Origin of the sequence: Lancefieldella parvula (assembly GCF_963547875.1) — a bacterium.
Taxonomy (GTDB): domain Bacteria; phylum Actinomycetota; class Coriobacteriia; order Coriobacteriales; family Atopobiaceae; genus Lancefieldella; species Lancefieldella parvula_D.
This window is the reverse complement of the sequence record NZ_CAUUSI010000005.1, coordinates 17,461-39,521: the sequence shown is the minus strand read 5'-3', so window position 1 is coordinate 39,521 and position 22,061 is coordinate 17,461. Positions and strand designations below refer to the sequence as shown.

The following is a 22,061-nucleotide window of genomic DNA, read 5'->3' as shown; positions in this document are numbered from 1 at the left end:
TAAAGGAAGCCTATGGAGTTCTATTCCCATAACTATTTAATTCACCATGCGACAGTATTTGACTGGACTCAGCTTGTTCTATTTGGCCTTGTTGCACTTCTAATGATCTTCTCGCTTGTGCATTACATGCGTGATAGAAAGAATTCTAAGTATCGTGAGCTGGCGCTTATTGCGCTGTTCTCATTAATCTTTCTTGGACTTCTACAGCTTGATCGTGTGCTAGAGGTCAATCAGGCAAGTAAGCACTATGAGTCAATTGTTTCCTCACAAGAAAGCTTCGCTCGACGTCTTGAGGTTGATTTTGACCACGTGTACGTTGCCTTTGATAGCCAGGGAAATCCCTCGTATCTTGAGGTTGACGGTAAGTATTATCACGTTTTGAAAAATACCGAGAATGACTATGTCATTGAACAGATCAATCTCATTGGTAATGACATTAAGCATGTTGAGGAGTAGATCGATGAACTTTTATTTAGAAGTTGCCATTAAATTGTGCATCGGTCTTTTCTCGCTTGTTCTGGCAATTAACGTCAGCGGAAAAGGAAACCTAGCACCAACTGCAGCAATTGACCAGGTTCAAAACTTTGTACTTGGCGGCATTGTTGGCGGCATGATCTACAACAGTTCAATTACCATTTTGCAGTTCACCCTTGTCCTGCTTATTTGGCTCATTATTGTTATGGTTCTTAAATGGTTGAGAACAAACAATATGCTGGTCAAGCAGTTGATTGATGGACGTCCTGTTATTGTTATTGATAAGGGCAAGCTGCTTGTAGACAACTGTAGGTCTATGGGTCTCACTGCCTACGATGTGTCGCTGAAGCTTCGCCAGGCAGGAGTGAATTATATCTCAGACGTTAAGCGTGCCATTCTTGAGCAAAATGGACAGTTGATTATTGTTAAAAAAGGAGAAGAGAACGTTAGATTCCCGCTTATTACTGACGGACAAGTTCAGACAAATATTCTTGAGACGCTGGACCTGGAAGAGAATTGGCTTGAAAGAGAACTTGAGCATCAAGGTTATAAGTCTGCTTCAGAGGTTTATTTGGGTGAGTATAATAGTGGAGATCTGATTATTACTCCGTATGCGGAGAAAGATCAGTAGGTTAGCAAGAGATAAAACAGTTAACCTGTTTATTCCAATTCCGTTTGTGGAAAAGATAAGAAATTTATCGTTGACTTGAATTGGAATATGTATACTAAGGCTAACTTTTAGAAAGCGGACTGTCGGAAGACAGCCCGCTTTCGTGCTAAAGGGGAAGCATGAATGCATGTTCAGATGATGAGAAGTGAGTAGAAAGGCAAAGAAGTGAGGAGAAACATGGGTTTCTCGCCATGTTTTTATGCTTGGTAGTGAGGACAATCGCACGATTTTGTTTGAAGAATTTGGCACTACACCGTATTGGTTTTTATAGTTTTGGGAGATGTAACATGAATTTGAATCCAACCGTTTCTCGTCGTAGCGCACTTGTAGCTTCCGCTTTTGGCGTGAGTGCTATTCTTGCTGGCTGCAAGCCTGAGGCTCAAAAGCAAGAAGGAGCTTCTGATAATAAAGACCAGAAGAAGCTCAGCATTGTTGCAAGTTTTTATCCTATGTACGATTTTGCAAAGCGCATCGCTGGCGATCATGCTGAGGTAACATGCCTCGTGCCAGCAGGTACTGAGCCACATGATTGGGAGCCATCCAGCAAGGATATGAAGACTATCCAGGAAGCCGATTTCTTGATTTATAACGGTGCTGGTATGGAGCACTGGGTTAAGGATGTTCTTGATGGACTTGGTTCTGGCACAAAACTTACAGCAGTTGAGACCAGCAAAGACGTCAAACTTCTTGAGCTTGAAGAGGACGATGATCACGATCATGAGGAGAAGAAAGACGACCATGATCATGACCATGACCATGGCGGAACTGACCCTCACGTTTGGCTGAACCCTCTGAATGCAAAGATTCAGATGAAGAATATTTGTGAAGCCCTTTCCGAGAAGGACTCTGAGCACAAGTCAGAGTATGCTGCCAATCTTGATAAAGCAAATGCAGACTTTGATACGCTTGACAATGAGTTCCATAAGGGTCTGGATTCACTACCTAACAAGACCATTGTTGTTTCTCACCAGGCATTTGGTTATTTGTGCGAGGCTTATGGTCTCACTCAGATGCCTATTGAGGGTGTTGAGGCAGATGCAGAGCCAAATGCTCAGGAAATGAAAGAGATTACTGAGTTCGTAAAAGAGCATAATGTAAAGGTTATTTTTACGGAGGAACTGGTAAGTCCTAAGGTTGCTCAAGCAATTGCTGAGGCAACAGGCGCTCGTGTTGAAGAGCTTAACCCACTTGAGGGACTTACTGATGACGAGCTTAAGGCAGGCGAGGATTATCTGTCTGTTATGCGTGACAACCTCAAGGCTCTTGAGGGCGCTCTCGCGTAGTGTGTTGCCAGCTTAGGCTGGATGTTTGGAGGACGTGTTGCAGGAAAGTCAGATAGCCGTTTCGCTTCAAGACGTGAGTTTTTCTTACAAGAAGACGCGCGTCTTAAGCGATGTAAATTTAGACGTTCATCAAGGTGAGATTTGCGCGCTTATTGGTGATAACGGAGCTGGTAAATCTACGCTCTCTCGAATTGTGGTGGGTGAGCTTGAACCTACAAGTGGTAAGTCACTTCTTTTTGGAACGCCCTCGACTCGGTTTAAAGACTGGGAGCGTGTAGGCTATGTCCCACAGCTCCCTTCAGAATCGGTTAATCGCTTTCCTGCAAGCGTTGTCGAACTAGTAGATGCAAGTCAGTATGCTCGTGCCAAAAAGGTAAAGATGAGCGCAAAAGAGCGTCGCGAGCGCACGCTTGAGGCACTTGACCTTGTAGGTATGACTGATTTTTCCACGCGTATTATTAGGGAACTCTCTGGAGGACAGCTCCAGAGAGTTCGTCTTGCCTGTGCGCTGGTTGGAAACCCATCACTACTTATCCTGGACGAGCCTACAACTGGTCTTGATAAAGAGAGTCGCAATCATTTCTATAGCCTAGTGCGAGAAGCCCATGCAGCTCGAGATCTTGCGGTACTTATTGTTACGCATGATCTTGCAGCTCTTGATGCGCTGGCTTGTCGAGTTGTTGAAGTTGCTGACCACAAAGCTACAGAAATTGTAGGTAGGGGTCACGGTCATAATCACTGCGCCGTTCATGGAGCACATTGTGATCTTGATTCACACCACGTCCACGATCATAACCGTGGAAAATTGGATGATTTTGCGCTGAATGAGTCACTTGGTCCTGCGTCAGACGTTGTTCAAGATGCCCAAGACTCGCTTGAGAGGAGGGCATAAATGTTTGAATACGTATTTATGCAGCGAGGAATTCTTGTGGGAATTCTTCTGGGAGCAATTATTCCGCTGGTAGGCGTTACGGTTGTATTGAAGCGCCTTTCTATGATTGGCGATGCGCTTTCACATACCTCTCTTGCAGGTGTTGCAGGCGGCATGATTGCAGGTATTAATCCTGTTGCCGGAGCAATTGCCGCTTGTTTGGGTGGTGCTCTTTGCGTAGAGGGAGTACGTCGTCACTTTAAAGACCAGTCAGAGCTTGCAGTTGCCATTGTGATGGCAGCTGGTATTGGTCTAGCAGGTGTGTTGTCTGGTTTTGTTCCTAACTCGTCAAGCTTCAACAGCTTCATGTTTGGCTCTATCCTGACCGTAAGCGAGCAAGAAGTTCAGATGATTGTGGCCATCAGTGTGCTTGCAGTCGCATTCTGCTTCTTCCTTAGAAAAGAACTTTTCTTGATGTCTTTTGATGAGCGTCATGCCCGTTGTGTTGGTGTGCCCGTAAGTCTTATTAACTTTGGCTTTGTTATCGCAGTAGCTTTGGTGGTTGCCGTAGCAGCAAGAACAGTTGGCTCACTTATTGTTTCATCCATGATGGTGGTTCCTGTTGCCTGCGCTCTGCAGATTTCCCGCAGCTGGAAGCAATGCTGTCTGTATGCAAGCACGGTGGGCATGCTCACCTCACTTGGTGGACTTGTTGTCTCCTATGAGCTTGGCCTTAAACCTGGAGGAACCATCGTTCTTCTCGCGGTTGTTACGCTTTTGTTTATCTTTCTGGTAAAAAGGGTTGTGCTGCTGCTCAAAACTCGCACAGTGTGATACTCTGAACAAAGTGCGTTGACGGAGAGGTTTGCCGGAGCACGTTGTGAACAGAGAGGGTGTTCGTGGTTGAGAAACACCTGCACAGCGCTGGCAGAGTTCACTCCCGAGCTACAACTTGAACGGCAGTTTCTGCTCAGTAGGGAAGTCGTCCGCCTAACGAGACTAGGCTTTTAAGTGGATTGCACAGAGAGAAAACTGCGCAATCAACCGAGGTGGTACCGCGGAAATTTTCCGTCCTTGGGCATATGCTCAGGGGCGGTTTTCTATTGAAAGGGTAATTACATGGGAATGTCTGAGGAACTCTCGGCAATTCGCGAGCAAGTACTTGAGGGAATTGCTAAGGCAACAAACCTTGAAGCGCTTGAGAAGGTACGCGTTGCATCAATGGGTAAAAAGGGCTCTCTTACAGCAATTATGCGTATGATGGGTCAGGTTCCCGCAGATCAGCGCCCTCAAATGGGTCAGCTTGCAAATACCGTTCGTGCTAACGTTGAGACCGCTATTCGCGAGCGTCAGCTTGCCTTAAAGCGAGAAGCCCTTGAGGCTCAGCTTAATGCTGAGGCAACTGATATTACCCTTCCAGGTCGTCGTCTGAGCCCTGGTACTCAGCACCTCATTGAGCAGGTACGTGAGGAGATGGAAGACATCTTTATCAGCATGGGCTACACCATTGAGACAGGCCCTTATGTTGAGACCACCTACTACAACTTCACAGCTCTGAATGCTCCAGAGGACCATCCAAGCCGTTCTGGTAAGGATACGTTCTACGTAGTGGATAATGCACCAGAAGGAAAGGAATCGCACGTACTGGGCGAGTCTGATGTGCTTCTTCGTACGCAGACTTCTGGCGTACAGGTACACACCATGGAGACAAAAGAGCCTCCCATCTACATGATTTGCCCTGGTACGGTATTCCGTCCTGACACAGCAGATGCTAACCACCTGCCTCAGTTTACGCAGATGGAAGGACTTGTTGTTGATGAGGGAATCACCTTTGGTGACCTCAAGGGCACCCTTGATCACTTTACTCGTGAAATCTTTGGTAAGGACCGCGCTACCCGTTATCGTCCTCACTTCTTCCCATTCACCGAGCCAAGCTGCGAGGTAGATGTTTCTTGTGGTGTTTGCCACGGTGAGGGCTGCCGTTTCTGCAAGAACACGGGCTGGCTTGAGATTCTTGGCTGCGGCATGGTTGATCCTAATGTCTTCAAATATTGCGGTATTGATTCCGAGAAGTACACAGGCTTTGCCTTTGGCATTGGTGTTGAGCGTGTTGCAGCGCTCCGTTATGACCTTCCTGACCTGCGCATGCTCATCTCTGGTGACCAGAGAGTCCTGCGTCAGTTCTAATCATCGGCGTCTTATTAGAAAGGCAATCACATGCGTGTATCTTATGAATGGCTGAAGACGCTCGTTGATCTTCCTCAGGACCCAAAAGACCTTGAGCGCGAGTTTGTGCGCACTGGTACTGAGGTTGAAGCTATAGAGCGTGTCGGCGCAAATCTTGACCATGTTGTTACTGCTCAGGTTGTAAGCAAAGAGCCTCATCCTGATTCTGATCACATGTACGTTACCCTGGTTGACGTGGGCAATAACAATGTAGATAAGGACGGAAATCCTGTTCCTCTACAGATTGTTTGCGGTGCTCAGAACTTTAATCAGGGAGACCACATTGTTACCGCAATGATCGGTGCGGTACTTCCTGGAGACTTTAAGATTAAAAAGTCCAAGCTGCGTGGTGTTGAGTCTTGCGGCATGAACTGCTCTTCTCGCGAGCTTGGTCTTGGCGATGACCAGAGCGGCATTATGATTCTTCCCGAGGATGCTCCAATTGGTGTACCTCTTACGGATTACCTGGGCATGTCTGATGTAGTTCTTGATTGCGAGATTACCCCTAACCGCCCCGACTGCCTTTCTATGACTGGTATGGCTGTTGAGGTTTCTGCAATGTATGACACTGACACCCATATTGAGTTTCCACGTGTTACGTCTGAGTCTGGCGCAGATGCATCTGAGCAGGTTGATGTTACCATTGCTGATCCTGAGCTCTGCTCAAGGTACACTGCTCGCGTGGTTCGAAACGTCAAGATTGGCCCAAGCCCCGAGTGGCTTGCTCGTCGCGTTACGGCTTGTGGTGGCCGCTCAATCAACAACGTTGTTGATGTTACTAACTACGTGATGTACCTGACCGGCCAGCCTCTGCATGCTTTTGACCTCGGAAAACTTACCAAGGAAGATGGCAAGTACCACATTGTGGTTCGTGCTGCAGAAGACGGTGAGCACATTGTGACGCTTGACGGAGAAGACCGCGAGCTCACGTCCGATATGACGGTCATCACAGATAACGGTAAAACTCCTATTGCACTTGCTGGTGTTATGGGTGGCCTGGATTCTGAGATTACCGAGAATACCGTTGATGTCCTTTTGGAATCCGCTGTCTTTGATAACGGCCACATTAGCCGTACCAGCAGAAACCTTGATCTGATGAGCGAGGCTTCTATTCGCTACGAGCGTCTTGTGGATCCAAACGGTTGCGCATCTGTTGCAGATATTGCAGCAGCACTCTTTGAGGAGTGCTGTGGTGCTGAGGTTTGCCCTGGTATTGTTGATGTATATCCAAAGGTAAAAGAGGCAGTAACTATTACGCTTCGCCCAGAGCGCGTTTGCTCTCTTGCAGGTGCTCAAATTCCAGAAGAGTTTATAGTTTCTCGCCTTACGCGCCTTGGCTGCAAGGTTGCTCCAGCAGACAACGGAGAGCTGAGCGTTATTGCTCCTACAAACCGCCCAGATCTTACGCGCGAGGTTGACCTTATTGAGGAGATTGTTCGCCTGTGGGGTGAAGGTGATATTGAGGCTACGCTTCCTGCTGCTAGAAACCATGCAGGCGGTTTGACTTCAGATCAGCGTCAGATTAGAAAGATTGGCCGTACGCTGCGCTCCCTTGGCCTCAACGAGACAAAGTCATATTTGTTTGCAAGTCCAGATGACCTCTCTAAGCTTGGTATGAGCGAAGAGGGAAGAGGCGTCCCTGTAAAGGTTATGAGCCCACTTGTTGCTGACCAGTCTGAGATGCGTCGCTCCATTGTTCCAGGTCTTCTGCGCTCTATTGCATACAACCTTGCTCATGGTGTCTCTAATATTGCCATGTATGAGCTGGGTCGTGTGCTCTTTGGACATAAGGATAAGAGCCAGCCAGATGAGCCAAGCTATGTCTGTGGCGTGTTAGTTGGACGTCCAGCAGATGATGCATGGAACGCCAAGTATCCAGCTTACGATTTCTTTGACGCCAAGGGTATTGTTGAGGGTCTGCTTGAGGCACTTCGCATCCCTAAGGTTCGTTTCCGTGTAGCTGAGCCAGAGCAATACGGTTGGCTGCAGCCTGGTCGCGCTGCTGAGATTCTTGCAGGTAGCGAGACAATCGGTTGGGTTGGAAACATTCATCCTTTGTCGCTCCAGAACTTTGACATTGAGGTTCCCGTCATTGCCTTTGAGATTTCTGTTGCGTCGCTTTTGCGTCTTTCTCAGAAAGACCTTCCTATTGTTGAGCCTCCAACCTATCCAGGCATCTCCATTGACCTGGCAATTGTTGTTGACGAGAGCGTTACTGCTGAGCAGCTGGTTCAGCGTTTGAAGTCTGCTGGTGGCAAGCTTCTCTGCGACATCAGACTCTTTGACGTGTACCGCGATGCCCTGCGTGTTGGTGAAGGCAAGAAGTCCATGGCCTTCTCGCTCACGTATCGTGCAGACGACAGAACGCTTACTTCAGAAGAGGTCGAGAAGACCCACACAAAGCTTGTGGAGAAGGTTCTTCGTTCTACCGGCGGAGAAATTCGCGGATAAGCAGGTAATTGTAGTGCCAAGTTGGAACGTACATATTGCTCATGCTGACCGGCTCCTTGAGAAAGGAGCCGGTTGCTTGGGTGTAGATATTCACTACCCTGATGCATTTCTGCTTGGAAACGTTGCTCCTGATGTGCACATTGGCTTTATGGTTCCAGACTATTCTCACAAGGTGAGATACGGTCGAAGCCATCAGTCATACCCAGGAAGTTTGCCTATTCCAAGTTATAAGCGGTATCAGCGTAATTTTATGGGCGGCCTTAATCCAGCCGAATATCTGCTACAGACTGACTTTATCCAGCCAAATGTGAGTTATTGCTCAGCTGAGCAGCGCAGCTTAGTAGATCAGCGCCAGCTCAGAGAGCTTATCGTGGGCATTTGGTGCCACCTTGTTTGCGACCATGTGTATAACGCTCATACACGGGCATTTTTGCGTGCTCATCATATTCCAACAGGAGAAGATGCACGTATTCGTAAGCAAGCAGATTTTGATGTTTACGGGCGCTCGCTTGATATGAATCGTCTGCCAGAAGCATCTGATGAGCTCTTTGCAGTTGCTGCTGCTCATCCACAGTATGGGTTTACGCATTCAGATGTTGAGCAAACACTTCAGGTTATACAGCGCATTGCAGAGGAGAATCGCCAGAATAGTGTGAGCTCCCCGCAGTATCAAATGCTTGATACAGAGTTTTTCTCGTCAGCCTATAAAGAGGCAGAGGAAACGCTCGTTCAAGGATTTATGCTGCAAAAACATAACTAATTCAGTTAAAGTTATATTCTCGCTTTTCTGAGATAGGTTTTGGAGGACGCTATGGAAAAGATGGAATCTCGCGGAACATTTACGGAGTATCTGCCTTCATACACCATTGGTGTTGATGCTTATAAGTCGGTACTACACATTGTTAAGCGCTTTGGCAAAAATGCCGTAGTTATTGGTGGACCAACTGCAATGGAGAAGGCACGTCCAAAGCTTGAGGCTGCACTTGCGGGTTCTGAGGTTTCTATCTCTTCTTGGATTTCTTACGGCACTAACTCTACACACGCAAATGCCAAGAGAATTGCAACGATGCCTGAGGTTATTGCTGCTGATATGCTCTTCCTTGTTGGCGGTGGTCGCGCAATTGATGAGGGTAAAGAGATTGCAACCATCCTGGATAAGCCATACTTTACCTTCCCAACACTTGCTTCTAACTGCGCTCCTGTAACAAGAATTGCTGTTTTCTATAAAGAGGATGGTTCTGCAGATACGTACTTCATTCCTGCTGAGCTTCCTGTTCATACCTTTATTGATACGCAGATTATTGCAGAGAGTCCTGATGAGTACTTCTGGGCGGGAATTGGTGACGCTTTCTCTAAGGGCCCTGAGGTTGAGCTTTCTTCCAGAGAAGTTGAGCTGCTCCACAGCCCTCTTATGGGACGAGCTCTTGCTGCAGGCGCTTGCATTGAGCCTCTGTTTGATAACGCAGAGCAGGCGCTGGCAGATAAGCGCGCTGGTGTTGTCTCTGAGGCGTTTGAGAACGTTGTTCTGAACATCATTATTACCGCTGGCGTGGTGTCTAACATGACAACCAATATTGGTGCAGAGCGCGGCGCGTATTACTTTAATTCCTCTACCGCTCATGCCTTCTACAATGCCTTTACTGCTCTGGGCGAGCGCGGCGAGAAACACTTTCATGGTGAGGTTGTTTCCTTTGGTACCTGCGTTTTGTATGCCTTTGACGGCAACCTTAAGGCACTTGAGGAGCAGGTGGCGCTTAATAGAAAGCTTGGTCTCCCAACCACCTTGGCCGATCTGGACATTACTCCAGAATCAGTTGACGCTGACCTGGACATCATTGTTGAGCGAGCTCAGAAGACTAACGAGTGGGGTCGCGCTCCTTATGGCTTTACAACTGATCGTTTCCGCCAGGCAATTCTTGATACCGATGCATACGGTAGGGCAGTTGCTTCTGGCGAGAAGGACCAAGAGACAGCAGCTCTTGATGTAATTGCTGCACACGCTCCTTCAGCTGAGACGGCTGTACCACGCAAGATGTAGTTGCAAGTAACCTGAAGAATCACTGTAGGAAGAGGACTTGTAGGAGCCAGCTTTCTTAAGTCGCTTCACGGTTATATAAAAAGTTTATGTATCAAATGGCAGTTTATTTGGATAAGCTGCCATTTCTTTTAGTTGCAATTTTTATTCACTATAATTAACAAAATTTAGCACAAACAAAAAATAACGTGTACGGTCGTTTTTTATCGGTGAAAGACATATTGAGTGTTTGTTACCGTGTTTTACCTTGCAATGGTTTATCTTAGTAACTATCAACTACGAGTCTTTATGGATAACAAATCTATAAAATGTGTAGATTTCATTGGTAAGCGCGGAGGTGAGCATGGCAGAGTTAAATGCATCGTTAGCTGTAAGTGACCAGGATGCATACTTGTTTGCACAAGGAAAATGGTTCCAGAGCCACAAGAAATTAGGTGCACACCCTGCGGTTCAAGAAGATGGAGTTGAAGGCTATCATTTTGCTGTTTGGGCACCCAATGCGGCCTCTGTCTCTGTTGTTGGAGATTTTAATAATTGGGATGATACCGTCAACGTTCTTTCTCGTTCAAAATACGGCGGAATCTGGGAAGGCTTTATTCCAGGAATCACCTCGGAAGTATTGTATAAATTCCTGATTGTATCCGCTTCTGGACAGAAGATTTTTAAGGCTGACCCCTATGGTACATATGCAGAGGTCAGGCCACATACGGCATCTATTACGTTTGACCCAGACGTGTATGTTTGGGAAGACGATGCATGGATGAAAAGGCGTGCATCGCTTAAGTTCCTGCATAGTCCTCTTAACATCTTTGAAGTTCATCTTGGAAGCTGGAAGCAGCATACTGACCTGACTGCCCAAGAGGAAGATTCTGCTGATGCAGAAGCTGCAGAGCAGGCTGAAGAACCTAAAGATTACTTTGATACCAACGTAGATGCTTTCTACACCTATGATGAATTGTCAGAAGAGCTGGTAGCTTACGTTAAAGAGATGGGCTACACCCACATCGAACTTCTCCCCGTTATGGAGCACCCTTTTGATGGATCTTGGGGTTATCAGGTAACGGGTTATTTTGCTCCCACCTCAAGGTATGGCAATCCTGCCCAGTTCAAACACTTTATTGATTGCTGCCATCAGGCTGGCATCGGTGTCATTTTAGACTGGGTCCCAGGAGGCTTCTGCAAAGACGCTCATGGTCTTGCAGAGTTTGATGGCACTAGGCTCTTTGAAGAAAAAGAGCATCCTAACTGGGGAACTCTTAAGTTTAATCTTACTCGTGGTGAGGTTAGAAGCTTCCTTGTTTCCAACCTACTCATGTGGCTGAATGAGTATCACGCTGACGGCATTCGTGTCGATGGCGTCAGTAGCATGTTGTATATGAATTTTGGTATCGACGATCCTTCTCAGAAGCGTTTTAACCATAAGGGAACTGAAGAAGATTTGGATGCAAGTGCTTTCTTGCGTCTTTGTAATGAGACTGCTCAGAAAGAGCATCCTGACGTTCTTATGATTGCAGAAGAGTCCACAGCATGGCCGCTGGTTACCTATCCTCCAGAGGTTGGAGGACTTGGCTTTAACCTTAAATGGGATATGGGCTGGATGAATGATACTCTGCACTATTGTCAGACTGATTTCCCTTATAGACCAGGCAACCACCGTCTTCTGACCTTCTCTAGCATGTACCAGTTCAACGAGAACTTTGTGCTGCCACTGAGCCATGATGAGGTTGTTCATGGTAAGTGTAGCCTTATTCAGCGTATGCCAGGGGATTGGTGGAGACAGTTTGCTGGCATGAGGGCTCTGGCGCTTCATCAGATGACTCATCCGGGCGCTAAACTCAACTTTATGAGCAACGAGATTGCGCAGTTTATTGAGTGGCGCTACTACGAGGGTATTGAGTATTACTTGACTGAGGAGTATCCAACTCACGCTCATCAGCAGGCATTTATTAAGGCTCTTAATCATTTCTATAAGAACCATCCAGGACTTTGGCAGTATGCCTACGACAACCGTGGATTTGATTGGATTGACGCAGACAATAATGAGCAATCAATCATCTCGTTTGTTCGTCACGGAAGAAAGCCTTCCGAGGACCTGGTTATTCTCATCAATTTTGACGTTGCAACCCATCAGAACTTCCGTTTAGGCATGCCTTCTGCAGGTGTGTGGAAAGAAGTGTTTAATTCCGACGCAAAAGAGTTTGGCGGTTCGGGTATTGTGAATACTAAGAAACTTTCCACCAAGCCAGTGGCATGGAATGGAAGAGATTATTCGGTAGAGCTGTCTGTTCCTCCGCTTGGTGGCATTGTTTTAGCGTTTGAGAAAGAACTTCCAAAGAGGGGGAAGCATGGCCGTAAATAACGGACAAAACATTTTTAACGATAAACAAGACTTTGAAGAGCAGTATCGCGATAAGTTCATCAAGATTCTTGGCAAATACTATGGAGAATGCACTGATCAGGAGCGCTATAACGTTCTTGCCCACCTCATTGCAGAAAAGGCGCGAGAAATTCAGTCAACCTCCTATATTCATGCTGACAAGCAGGTCTATTACTTCTCTCTTGAGTTCCTTCTAGGACCACTACTTGAGAATTATCTACTCAATCTTGGTATCACCGACGTTGTTGCAGAGGGCCTTAAAGAAATGGGTACTTCGCTTCAGGAGCTTGCTGCTCAGGAGGTAGACCCTGGCCTTGGCAATGGTGGTCTGGGTAGACTTGCCGCTTGTTTCCTTGATTCCATGGCGCACGAGGGCATGGCTGGCTTTGGTAACGGTATGAGATACCGTTATGGTCTCTTCCGCCAGGAGATTAAGGATGGACGCCAGGTAGAGCGTACCGATAACTGGCTGGCAAATGGATATCCATGGGAAGTCAGAAAAGACGATTCTAGCGTACTGGTGCGCTTTGGTGGCACAGTTGTAAGGCATGAGGACGAGAATGGCAATTTCTGGTTCTCGCAAGAGGGTGGCCAGGTAGTAAGGGCTGTTCCATACGATGTGCCTATTGTTGGCTATGGCGCAAAAACCGTAAATAAGCTGCGTCTTTGGTCTGCAGAGCCAGCAGAGGAAGACTTTGATCTTGATGCTTTTAACGCCGGCGATTATGCCCGTGCTAATAAGTTCCGCTCTGACGTTGAGGCAATTTCAACCATTCTGTATCCAAATGACTCTGGTGAGCACGGACGCATTCTTCGCTTAAAGCAGGAGTATTTGTTTGTTTCCGCTGGTCTTCAGACCATTCTTCGTGCTTATAAGGATAAGTACGGCGAGGATTGGGAACACTTTGCAGATCACGTCTGTATCCACACTAACGATACGCACCCAGCAATGTGCGGACCAGAGCTTATGCGTCTGCTTGTCGATGACCATGGCGTTGACTTTAATGAGGCATTTGATATCGCGAGAAACGCAATTTCTTATACCAACCACACCGTTATGCCTGAGGCTCTTGAGAAGTGGCCTATTAACACCTTCCGTGAGCTGCTTCCTCGCTTGTATATGTTTATCGACGAGGTTGATCGTTGCTATAAGGAGCAGCTGCTTGTTGACTCTAACGGCAACACCGAACTTCTCGCCTCAACAGCTGTGTTGTGGGATAACACCGTTCGTATGGCTAACCTCTCTATTTTGTTTAGCCACTCGGTTAACGGTGTATCTGATCTGCACACTAACATTTTGAAGCAGAGTGTTTTGAAGGACTTCTACAAGCTTCGTCCAGAAATCTTTAATAACAAGACTAACGGCATCTGCCACCGTCGCTTCTTGGCACAGGCTAATACCGCTTACGCAAAGCTTATTACTGAGGCTATCGGTACCGGCTGGCTTGATGATGCCAATGAACTTCAGAAGCTTTCTGCTTTTGAGAATAATGCTGAGTTCTTGGACAAGATGGACGCTGCAAAGAAAGAAGAAAAAGAGCGTCTTGCTGCATACGTCAAGAAGACAACCGGTGTTGAGATGGATACCAATACCATCTTTGATACGCAGGTAAAACGCTTCCATGCATATAAGCGTCAGCTGCTTAATGTCTTTAAGATTTTGTATCTCTACAACCGCATGCTTGATGACCCAAGCTATAAGCCAGCTCCAACAACCTTTATTTTCTCGGGCAAGGCTGCTCAGAGCTATACCTTTGCAAAGGAAGTCATTCGACTTATTCACTCCGTTGCAGACGTGGTTAACAACGACGAGCGCATTGAGGGTCGTCTGAAGGTTGTCTTTATTCCAAACTTTGCTGTTTCAAATGCACAGCTTATCTATGCTGCATCTGATATTTCAGAGCAGATTTCAGTTGCTGGTGCAGAGGCTTCTGGTACCTCAAACATGAAGCTTATGATGAATGCGGCTCTGACACTTGGAACATATGACGGTTCAAATATTGAGATCTCTGAGCTTGCAGGACCAGAGAACATCAAGATTTTTGGTCTTCGTGCAGACGAGGTCCAGCAGGTATATGCTTCCGGCACCTACTTTGCACAAAACCTGCTTAACCAGAACCCAACGCTGGCTCGCATTGTAAATATGCTGACCGATGGTTCGTTGAGCCGACTCTCTGGCAACTTTGAGTCAATTCACGACTATCTGCTGATCAACAATGATCCTGACCTGGTGCTTATTGACTTTGACGCCTATGTGAAGGCATGGGAAGAGCTTACTCAGTCCTATGCAGATCGTCGTAGCTGGAATGCTCGCGCACTTCACAATACTGCAAACTCTGGATTCTTCTCGGCTGATAGAACTATCAGGGAGTACATGGAAGATATTTGGCACGTGTAAGGATCTGCGTTTAGGTTCAATCGTCGTAGGGCGTTGAGAATATAGACCTCTGTTGGGGAGAGAGGAGATTTGGATATGAGCAAAAGGGAATGTCTTGCAATGCTACTTGCAGGAGGACAGGGAAGCCGCTTAGGTGCTCTGACCTCAAAAGTAGCTAAACCTGCTGTCTCGTTTGGTGGCAAGTTCCGCATTATTGACTTTGCATTATCCAACTGCGCAAATTCAGGAATTTCTACGGTAGGTGTTTTGACACAGTATCGTCCGTATTTGCTGCACTCTTACGTGGGATCAGGTAGTGCTTGGGACCTTGATGAGCGCGGTGGTGGAATTTCAATTCTGCCTCCCTTCGCAACACAGTCTGGTGGTGCATGGTATGCGGGAACCGCAGATGCCGTCACCCAGAATATTGGTTACATTGAGCAGAATAACCCTGATTACGTACTAATTCTCTCTGGCGATCAGCTTTACCGTATGGACTACGGCGAGATGCTCGCCTGCCATAAGAAGAACAACGCAGACCTTACGATTGCCGTCATGCCTGTTCCTTGGGAAGAGACCTCTCGCTTCGGCATCATGTCCATTGATGATGAGGATAGGATCACCAAGTTTTCCGAGAAACCCAAAGAGCCAGAGTCCAACCTGGCGTCCATGGGAATCTATATCTTTAGCACAGACCTGCTTCTTGAGACTTTGCGTGAGGACGCAAAGAACCCTGAATCTTCTCATGACTTTGGCGGCGATATTATTCCGACGTTGCTTGATGATGGTAAACGTCTTTTTGCTTATCGCTTTGAGGGCTTCTGGCGTGATGTAGGTACTATTGCAAGCTATCATGAGACCAGCATGGATCTGCTTGGCTCTGAGCCTAAGTTTGACATCTTCTCGGACAAGTTCCCTATCTTGTCTAATGCTTCCACCCGTCCACCAGCGTACATTGGCGCTTTTGGAGAGGTAGACGACTGTCTGGTAAGCAACGGATGCCAGATCTTTGGTTATTCTCGCCATTCAATTTTGTCTACCGATGCCGTTATTGGTGAGGGAGCGCGCGTTATTGACTCCGTACTTCTTCCTGGCGCAGAAGTTAAACCTGGTGCGGTGGTTATTCGTGCAATTCTTGGCGAGAACGCTGTGGTCGAGAAGAACGTCCATATTGGCAGCTCTGATTTGAACAAGGAGATTGCTGTTGTTGGAAATGATGTAGTAGTCGAAAGAGGTGAGCAATAATGAATAGAGTAATTGGTCTTATTACCTGCAATTATGCGTCTACTAACATGGAAATCGCCAATGATGTACGCCCAATTGCATCCATGCCTTTCTTGGGAAGATATCGCCTGGTGGATTTTCCTCTTTCAAATATGGTTAATTCGGACATTAGTACCGTTGGTGTCATCATGCCCTTTAACTATCGCTCACTCATTGATCACCTTGGCTCTGGTAAAGACTGGAACTTGGACCGCAAGAGCGGTGGCATGTTTATCTTGCCAGGATCCGCTTTTGGTACCTCTCACACAGGCGCTCGTTTCCTGCTCAGAGATCTGATTTCCAACAGACCTTATCTTGAGAGAACTGACGCAGAGTATGTTCTGTTGTCCACTTCAAACTTTGTTTACAACGCTGATCTTACCGAGCTGCTTGATCAGCATCTAGAGTCTGACGCGGACATTACCATGATGACCTACACCACTCGTTATAACGATAGAGATGTTGTTGGTGTTGAGCTTGAAGGTGACCGCGTAGTCAAGACACATAATGGTGTCCAGCGCGGAGATGAAGCTTCCCTTGACTGCTTTATTATCAAGCGTGACCTGCTTATTGATATGCTTGATTGGTATAGAGCTACTGATTATCTTGACCTCTTTGAGGCGCTTCATGCTGACTACAACCGTGTTAAGGTCCGTACCTTCCACTTTGAGGGCCATGTAGCATCTATCTTCTCAAAGAACTCTTATTATCAGGCTAACATGGAGCTTTTGAACCCCATGCCAGCAAATGAGCTCTTTACCCCAGAGCGTTCCATTAAGACAAAGGCTCACGATACCGCTCCTGCAAAATTTGAGATTGGCTCAAAGGTAAGTAACTCTACTATTTCTGCAGGCTGCCGTATCCGTGGATCTGTTACCGGTTCCATCCTTGGTCGTAACGTCATCATTGAGCGTGGCGCAGTAGTACGCGATTCTATTGTGATGGAAGGTTGCATTGTTAAGGAAGGTTCTGTAGTCGAGCACGCTATTGTAGACCGTTCTAATATTATTCCTGCAGGTACTGAGCTTCGTGGTACCAGCGAAGAAATTCTTCTTCAGCGTAAAAACAATAAGAGGGTGGCGTAATAATGTCCCAAGTCTCCAAGCGTCGCAAACTTCGCGTTGTCTATGCAAGTTCAGAGGTGGCGCCTTTTTCCAAGTCGGGCGGCCTTGGAGATGTCTCGGGTTCATTGCCACAAGCACTTAAAAAAGTAGGAGCAAGAGTGGCGGTTATCTCGCCACTCTACAGCTCCATTAAGCCCGAGTGGAAACAAAAGATGAAGAAGGTCTACGAGCTTCAGGTGCCTCTTTCGTGGCGCTTTGAATATTGTGGGCTTTGGCATCTGATTCATGAAGGCGTTGATTTTTACTTTGTAGATAACGAGTCTTACTTTGCTCGTGATGGCCTTTATGGCTACTTTGATGATGGAGAGCGCTATGCGTTCTTCTCCAAGGCTCTGTGTGAGCTGATTGCACACGTCCCAGAGCTCTCCTGCGACGTTCTGCACTGCAATGACTGGCAAACGGCATTAGCACCCGTATTTTTACGCGAACATTATCAGGGCGTCCCTGAGGTCCAAAACGTTAAGACAGTTTTCTCCATTCATAACGTTAAGTTCCAGGGACAGTTTACTGACAAGATGCTCAGTGACGTACTGGGTCTTGCTGATATTCCTGCTGCAGTTGATCAACTGAGGTGTGACGCAAGCTCTATCAACTTTATGAAGGGCGCACTTTGCTACTCCGATTATCTGCTTACCGTTAGCCCAACGTATGCTCAGGAACTGCAGACAGAGCACTTCGGAGAGGGAATGGATGATATCTTCCGTCGCCGTCAAAGTGTACTGCGTGGAATTTTAAACGGCATTGATATTGGTACATGGTCACCTGCAAGCGATCCCTACATTCCACAAAACTTCTCGGCACGTCATATGGAGGGTAAAGCTGAGTGTAAGCGTCAATTGCAAGAAGAGCTGGGACTTGAGGTAAATCCAGATGTACCTCTTGCGGTAATGGTTACGCGCTTGACCAACCAGAAGGGTTTGGGCCTGATTCGCTATGCGATGGACCGTCTCATTTGTGCAGGTATTGAAGTTGCTGTTTTAGGAACGGGCGATGCCGAACAAGAAGATGCTATGCGCTTCTTTGATGAGCACTATGGCAACCGTATGGCTGCACGTATTGAGTTTGATATTGCGCTTTCTCACCGCATGTATGCAGGTGCGGATATGTTCTTGATGCCATCAGAGTTTGAGCCTTGCGGTCTTTCTCAGATGATTTCTATGCGTTATGGCACGCTTCCTGTTGTTCGCGAGACGGGCGGTCTGGCAGATTCTGTAAAACCGTACAACCAGTTTACGGGAGAAGGAACCGGCTTTAGTTTTGCCAATCAAAACGCAGATGAAATGGCAGATATTATTCTGTACGCCGCCGATGTTTATAGAAACGATAAACAAGCGTGGACAAATCTTGTAAAACAGGCGATGGCAGAGGACTTTAGTTGGCATAACGCTGCAAATGAATATCTTGACGTGTATCATTTACTACACCCTGAAATTATCAGGTATGTACGTCGTCGAGATTGGTAAGAATGCAGGCTTTTCACAACACCTCAAACATTGTTTGTAGAGATCCAAAAGGCGCGGTAGAACTAGGTACTTCAGCAACAATCAGAATATTTGCTTGGGACGATGATGTTCAATCAGTAACGCTTCGTCTCTGGCAAGAGTATGGCCCTGAATTGTCTCCAGAGGCCCAAGCTCTGTCTGGCGAGAAATGCGTTGTGATGCAAAAGAGTGATTTTGCTGGCGCGCTTCCGACTGATGTACCTGACTATGCGCAGTGCTTTGAGGCAATTGTTAAACCAGCTGCTACGGGCCTTATTTGGTATCGTTTTGAGCTTCAGGCTTCTGACGGAGCAGTTTGGTCATATGGTGCTCAAGAAAGTAGATGCATCGGTGTTGGTAGCTTTGCCTATGGCGAGCCACCATCATTTCAGATTACTTGCTATAAGTCTCGTGGCAGCTTTGCAGGTGTAGAAGACCCTAGCTGGTACAAGGGTGGAGTTGTCTACCAGATTTTCCCTGACAGGTTTGCACGAGATGCAAACTGGCACGAACGTACCAAGCAGGCGCTTGCTGTTCCAAGAAATGGGGTTTCTCGCCAGCTGGTTGAAGACTGGGAGAAGACTCCTGAGTATCAAAAAGATGCTAACGGCCGCATAACTGAGTGGGATTTCTACGGCGGTTCTTTGGCAGGTATTGAAGAGAAGCTTTCCTACTTGGAAAACCTTGGAATAACTGCGCTTTATTTGAATCCAATCAATGCTGCTGCCAGTAATCATCGCTACGATATTGCGGATTATTTGGAAGTTGATCCTGTGTTAGGCACTGTAGAGGATTTTGAACGCCTCTGCGTTAAAGCTGCTGAGCATGGTATTTCCATTATTTTGGATGGTGTTTTTAATCATTGTGGTGCTGATTCAAAATACTTTAATAAATTTTCTAACTACTCTGAACCAGGAGCAGTTCAGCAGGCTGGCTCGCCCTATGATGAGTGGTTTACGTTCCGTGAGGATGGAACGTATGAGAGCTGGTGGGGTGTAGACGCACTTCCAACTATTGTCTCCGATAACCCCGATTATCAGGAGTTTATTTGTGGCAAGGATGGCGTTATTAGAACGTGGCTGCGTCGTGGTGCCCGTGGTTGGCGCTTAGACGTTGCAGATGAGATTTCTGATTCGTTTATACAGAAGATTCGTGCGGCTGCACTTGCAGAGCGTAGCGACGCAGTTATTATCGGAGAGGTCTGGGAGGACGCAAGCAATAAGCGTGCGTACGGAAAACTCAGGCATTATCTGGAAGGCTCTGAGCTCGACGGACCTATGAATTATCCTCTACGCAAGTCCATTCTTTCATTTTTGATGAATGAGGCTGGTGCTGAGTCAACTGCTTTAGCTCTTGAGGAGCTGTGGGAAAACTATCCTCACGAGGCGTTTTATTCTTGCCTGAATGTGTTTGGAACACATGACAAAGAGCGACTGATTAACGTAGTTGCTGGAGCTCCTGCTCCTGATGCTCTTTCTGCTCATGAACAGGTAACGTACAGACTTTCTGCTGATCAGCGCGGTCTTTCTAAGGCTCGTATGTGGCAGACAGCTGTGCTGCAGATGACACTTCCCGGCGTTCCATCAATTTACTACGGCGATGAGATGGGCGTTGAGGGATTTGTTGACCCAACAAATCGCGCAACTATGCCATGGCCAGGAAGCAGTCCTCGTGCTGACTTGGACTACTTGCACATATATCGTAATGCTATTGCGTTAAGAAAGACCCTCCCACTACTGGTAGATGGCTCGTTTGAACCATTTGTCCCAGAATGTGGATCTGATGACGTTCTGGCATTTTGGCGTAAGCCTCTTCAAAAAGATAAGCAGCAAGAGCAGCAGGGCAAAGCCGCTTCTGGCATTTGTGTTCTAGTAAACAAGAGTCGCTCAGATGCTAAAACAGTATATGTTTCTGTACCTCAAAACATGCAGGTTATTGATGTTATTAGTGGCCAAGCAGTCCCCGTTAAGGACGGCAAAGCAGAGGTCTTTTTGTGGCAGCTCGGATGCACTGTCCTAAACGTGCAGCCAGCTCACAGGCTGCAAAAGCCCCTTGAGCCCGGCATGGGAGTGCTTGCTCATATAACTTCTCTACCTGCCGATGAGGACTCCGCAATTACGCCAGGACAGAAGCCTGGTGTCATTGGTCGCGAGACTTCCGAGTTCATCGATTTTCTCGCCAAATCTGGCCAGAAGTATTGGCAGATTTTGCCTGTCAGTCCAACCGATGAATACGGTTCTCCTTACGCGGGAATTTCCGCTTTTGCAGGAAACATCAATCTGCTTGATCCAGCGGCAATGGAGAGAGTCATTTCTGAGTGCGATGATCCTCAGAGCACGCGAGCCGCTGAATACCAGGAATTCTGCGCGAGAAACTCGTATTGGCTTGATTCGTATGCGGCGTTCCGCGCTATTAAAGACCTACTGGGAGAGGAAGTATGGCAGGATTGGCCTGAGCAGTATCGCAGCTGGTCGCAAGAGCTTCTTGAGCGTCCTGAGCTTGCTCAGGCAATCGAACTTCACCGAAAGCAGCAATTTGCTTTTGACGTAATTTGGAGTCAGACATTAGCGGAGGCTCGTGCTAAAGGCATTCAGATTATTGGCGACATGCCCATGTTTGTTTCAGAGGATTCCGCTGATGTTTGGGCACATCCAGAGCTTTTTGCCCTTGATGCTACTGGACATACAGAGCTTCAGGCCGGCGCTCCTGCTGACGCGTTTTCTCAAGATGGCCAACTGTGGGGCAATCCAACGTATACCTGGCAGACTCATAAAGACGAGGGATACCGTTGGTGGATTGAGCGATTCCGCAGGTCTTTCTATCTGTATGACTATACCAGGCTGGACCATTTTATTGGCTTTACGTCTTACTATGCTATTGAGCAGGGAAAGACTGCTGCCGAGGGCTCATTCAAGTTTGGTCCCGGCCTGGAGCTGTTTGATGTTGCTTATAAGCAGCTTGGACCACTACCTTTTATTGCAGAAGATTTAGGAGCAGTTACTCCTGCTGTCCGAGCATTGCTTTCTCAGACAGGTTTCCCTGGTATGAGTGTTATCCAGTTTGCCGATGGAGATTGTAGATATTCCTTTACACCAGCTCAGGAGTCTATTGTGTACAGCGGTACCCATGATACGCAAACGCTTATGGGTTTTGTAGAAGCTCGTTTTACCGGCGGCCAGGCAACTGATGAATCGCACCAGATTTTCGACCACCTTATGGAGCAAGTAGTTGGCACTTCTAATGCAGTGGTTATTTTGCCGCTACAGGACGTCTTAGGTCTTTCTGACGATGCTCGTATGAACATTCCTGGTAAAGCTGAAGGCAATTGGTCTTGGCAGGTTAAAAAGGATATGCTCACGCCACAGGTTGTTCAAAAGCTGCAAAGGTTTGTTGAACTGCACCAGAGCAAGCTCGGCGCTTAGAAGTTAG

General features: G+C 47.1%; 15 protein-coding genes. All 15 read left to right on the top strand.

Translation table 11 applies throughout. The features are described from left to right. Positions 1-12 precede the first annotated feature (12 nt). The 15 genes from RWJ96_RS03235 to RWJ96_RS03165 all read left to right on the top strand — a co-directional run bounded on the left by RWJ96_RS03235 (position 13) and on the right by RWJ96_RS03165 (position 22,054). Positions 13-456, top strand: a complete 444-nt coding sequence (locus RWJ96_RS03235; protein ID WP_035433158.1) for a DUF3290 domain-containing protein — start codon at positions 13-15, stop codon at positions 454-456. A 4-nt stretch (positions 457-460) separates the two neighbouring features. Next, the gene (locus RWJ96_RS03230; protein WP_035433160.1) at positions 461-1,105 is read left to right on the top strand and encodes a DUF421 domain-containing protein; all 645 of its coding nucleotides are present in this window, start codon (positions 461-463) and stop codon (positions 1,103-1,105) included. Between the two features lie 326 nt (positions 1,106-1,431). After that, positions 1,432-2,427, top strand: a complete 996-nt coding sequence (locus tag RWJ96_RS03225; protein WP_314018908.1) for a metal ABC transporter solute-binding protein, Zn/Mn family — start codon at positions 1,432-1,434, stop codon at positions 2,425-2,427. Positions 2,428-2,461: 34 nt separating this feature from the next. After that, positions 2,462-3,319, top strand: coding sequence for a metal ABC transporter ATP-binding protein (locus RWJ96_RS03220; RefSeq protein WP_314018974.1), 858 nt, complete (start codon positions 2,462-2,464; stop codon positions 3,317-3,319). After that, a complete protein-coding gene (locus RWJ96_RS03215; protein ID WP_035434813.1) occupies positions 3,320-4,132 on the top strand; it encodes a metal ABC transporter permease in 813 nt (270 codons plus the stop codon). It begins immediately after the preceding gene. 285 nt (positions 4,133-4,417) lie between these two features. Further along, the gene (pheS, locus tag RWJ96_RS03210) at positions 4,418-5,485 is read left to right on the top strand and encodes a phenylalanine--tRNA ligase subunit alpha (protein WP_035433167.1); all 1,068 of its coding nucleotides are present in this window, start codon (positions 4,418-4,420) and stop codon (positions 5,483-5,485) included. A 30-nt stretch (positions 5,486-5,515) separates the two neighbouring features. After that, positions 5,516-7,975, top strand: coding sequence for a phenylalanine--tRNA ligase subunit beta (gene pheT, locus RWJ96_RS03205; RefSeq protein WP_314018907.1), 2,460 nt, complete (start codon positions 5,516-5,518; stop codon positions 7,973-7,975). 13 nt (positions 7,976-7,988) lie between these two features. Next, a complete protein-coding gene (locus tag RWJ96_RS03200) occupies positions 7,989-8,735 on the top strand; it encodes a zinc dependent phospholipase C family protein (RefSeq protein ID WP_314018906.1) in 747 nt (248 codons plus the stop codon). Positions 8,736-8,786: 51 nt separating this feature from the next. Then, the gene (locus RWJ96_RS03195) at positions 8,787-10,013 is read left to right on the top strand and encodes an iron-containing alcohol dehydrogenase family protein (RefSeq protein ID WP_314018905.1); all 1,227 of its coding nucleotides are present in this window, start codon (positions 8,787-8,789) and stop codon (positions 10,011-10,013) included. Between the two features lie 340 nt (positions 10,014-10,353). Beyond that, positions 10,354-12,369 carry a 1,4-alpha-glucan branching protein GlgB gene (gene glgB, locus RWJ96_RS03190; RefSeq protein WP_314018904.1) on the top strand — a complete coding sequence of 672 codons (2,016 nt, stop codon included), beginning with the start codon at positions 10,354-10,356 and terminating at the stop codon, positions 12,367-12,369. Beyond that, positions 12,356-14,785 (top strand): glycogen/starch/alpha-glucan phosphorylase, encoded by a 2,430-nt coding sequence (locus tag RWJ96_RS03185; protein ID WP_314018903.1) that lies wholly within the window; start codon positions 12,356-12,358, stop codon positions 14,783-14,785. The genes glgB and RWJ96_RS03185 overlap by 14 nt, the downstream gene beginning before the upstream one ends. A 75-nt stretch (positions 14,786-14,860) precedes the next feature. Beyond that, positions 14,861-16,009 (top strand): glucose-1-phosphate adenylyltransferase, encoded by a 1,149-nt coding sequence (locus RWJ96_RS03180; RefSeq protein WP_035427911.1) that lies wholly within the window; start codon positions 14,861-14,863, stop codon positions 16,007-16,009. After that, the gene (glgD, locus tag RWJ96_RS03175) at positions 16,009-17,112 is read left to right on the top strand and encodes a glucose-1-phosphate adenylyltransferase subunit GlgD (protein ID WP_035427909.1); all 1,104 of its coding nucleotides are present in this window, start codon (positions 16,009-16,011) and stop codon (positions 17,110-17,112) included. Before RWJ96_RS03180 ends, glgD begins: the two co-directional genes overlap by 1 nt. A 2-nt stretch (positions 17,113-17,114) precedes the next feature. Continuing rightward, entirely contained in the window at positions 17,115-18,614 is a 1,500-nt protein-coding gene (gene glgA / locus RWJ96_RS03170; protein ID WP_314018902.1) for a glycogen synthase GlgA, read from the top strand. 2 nt (positions 18,615-18,616) lie between these two features. Further along, positions 18,617-22,054, top strand: coding sequence for a 4-alpha-glucanotransferase (locus RWJ96_RS03165; RefSeq protein ID WP_314018901.1), 3,438 nt, complete (start codon positions 18,617-18,619; stop codon positions 22,052-22,054). The last annotated feature ends 7 nt before the right edge of the window (positions 22,055-22,061 follow it).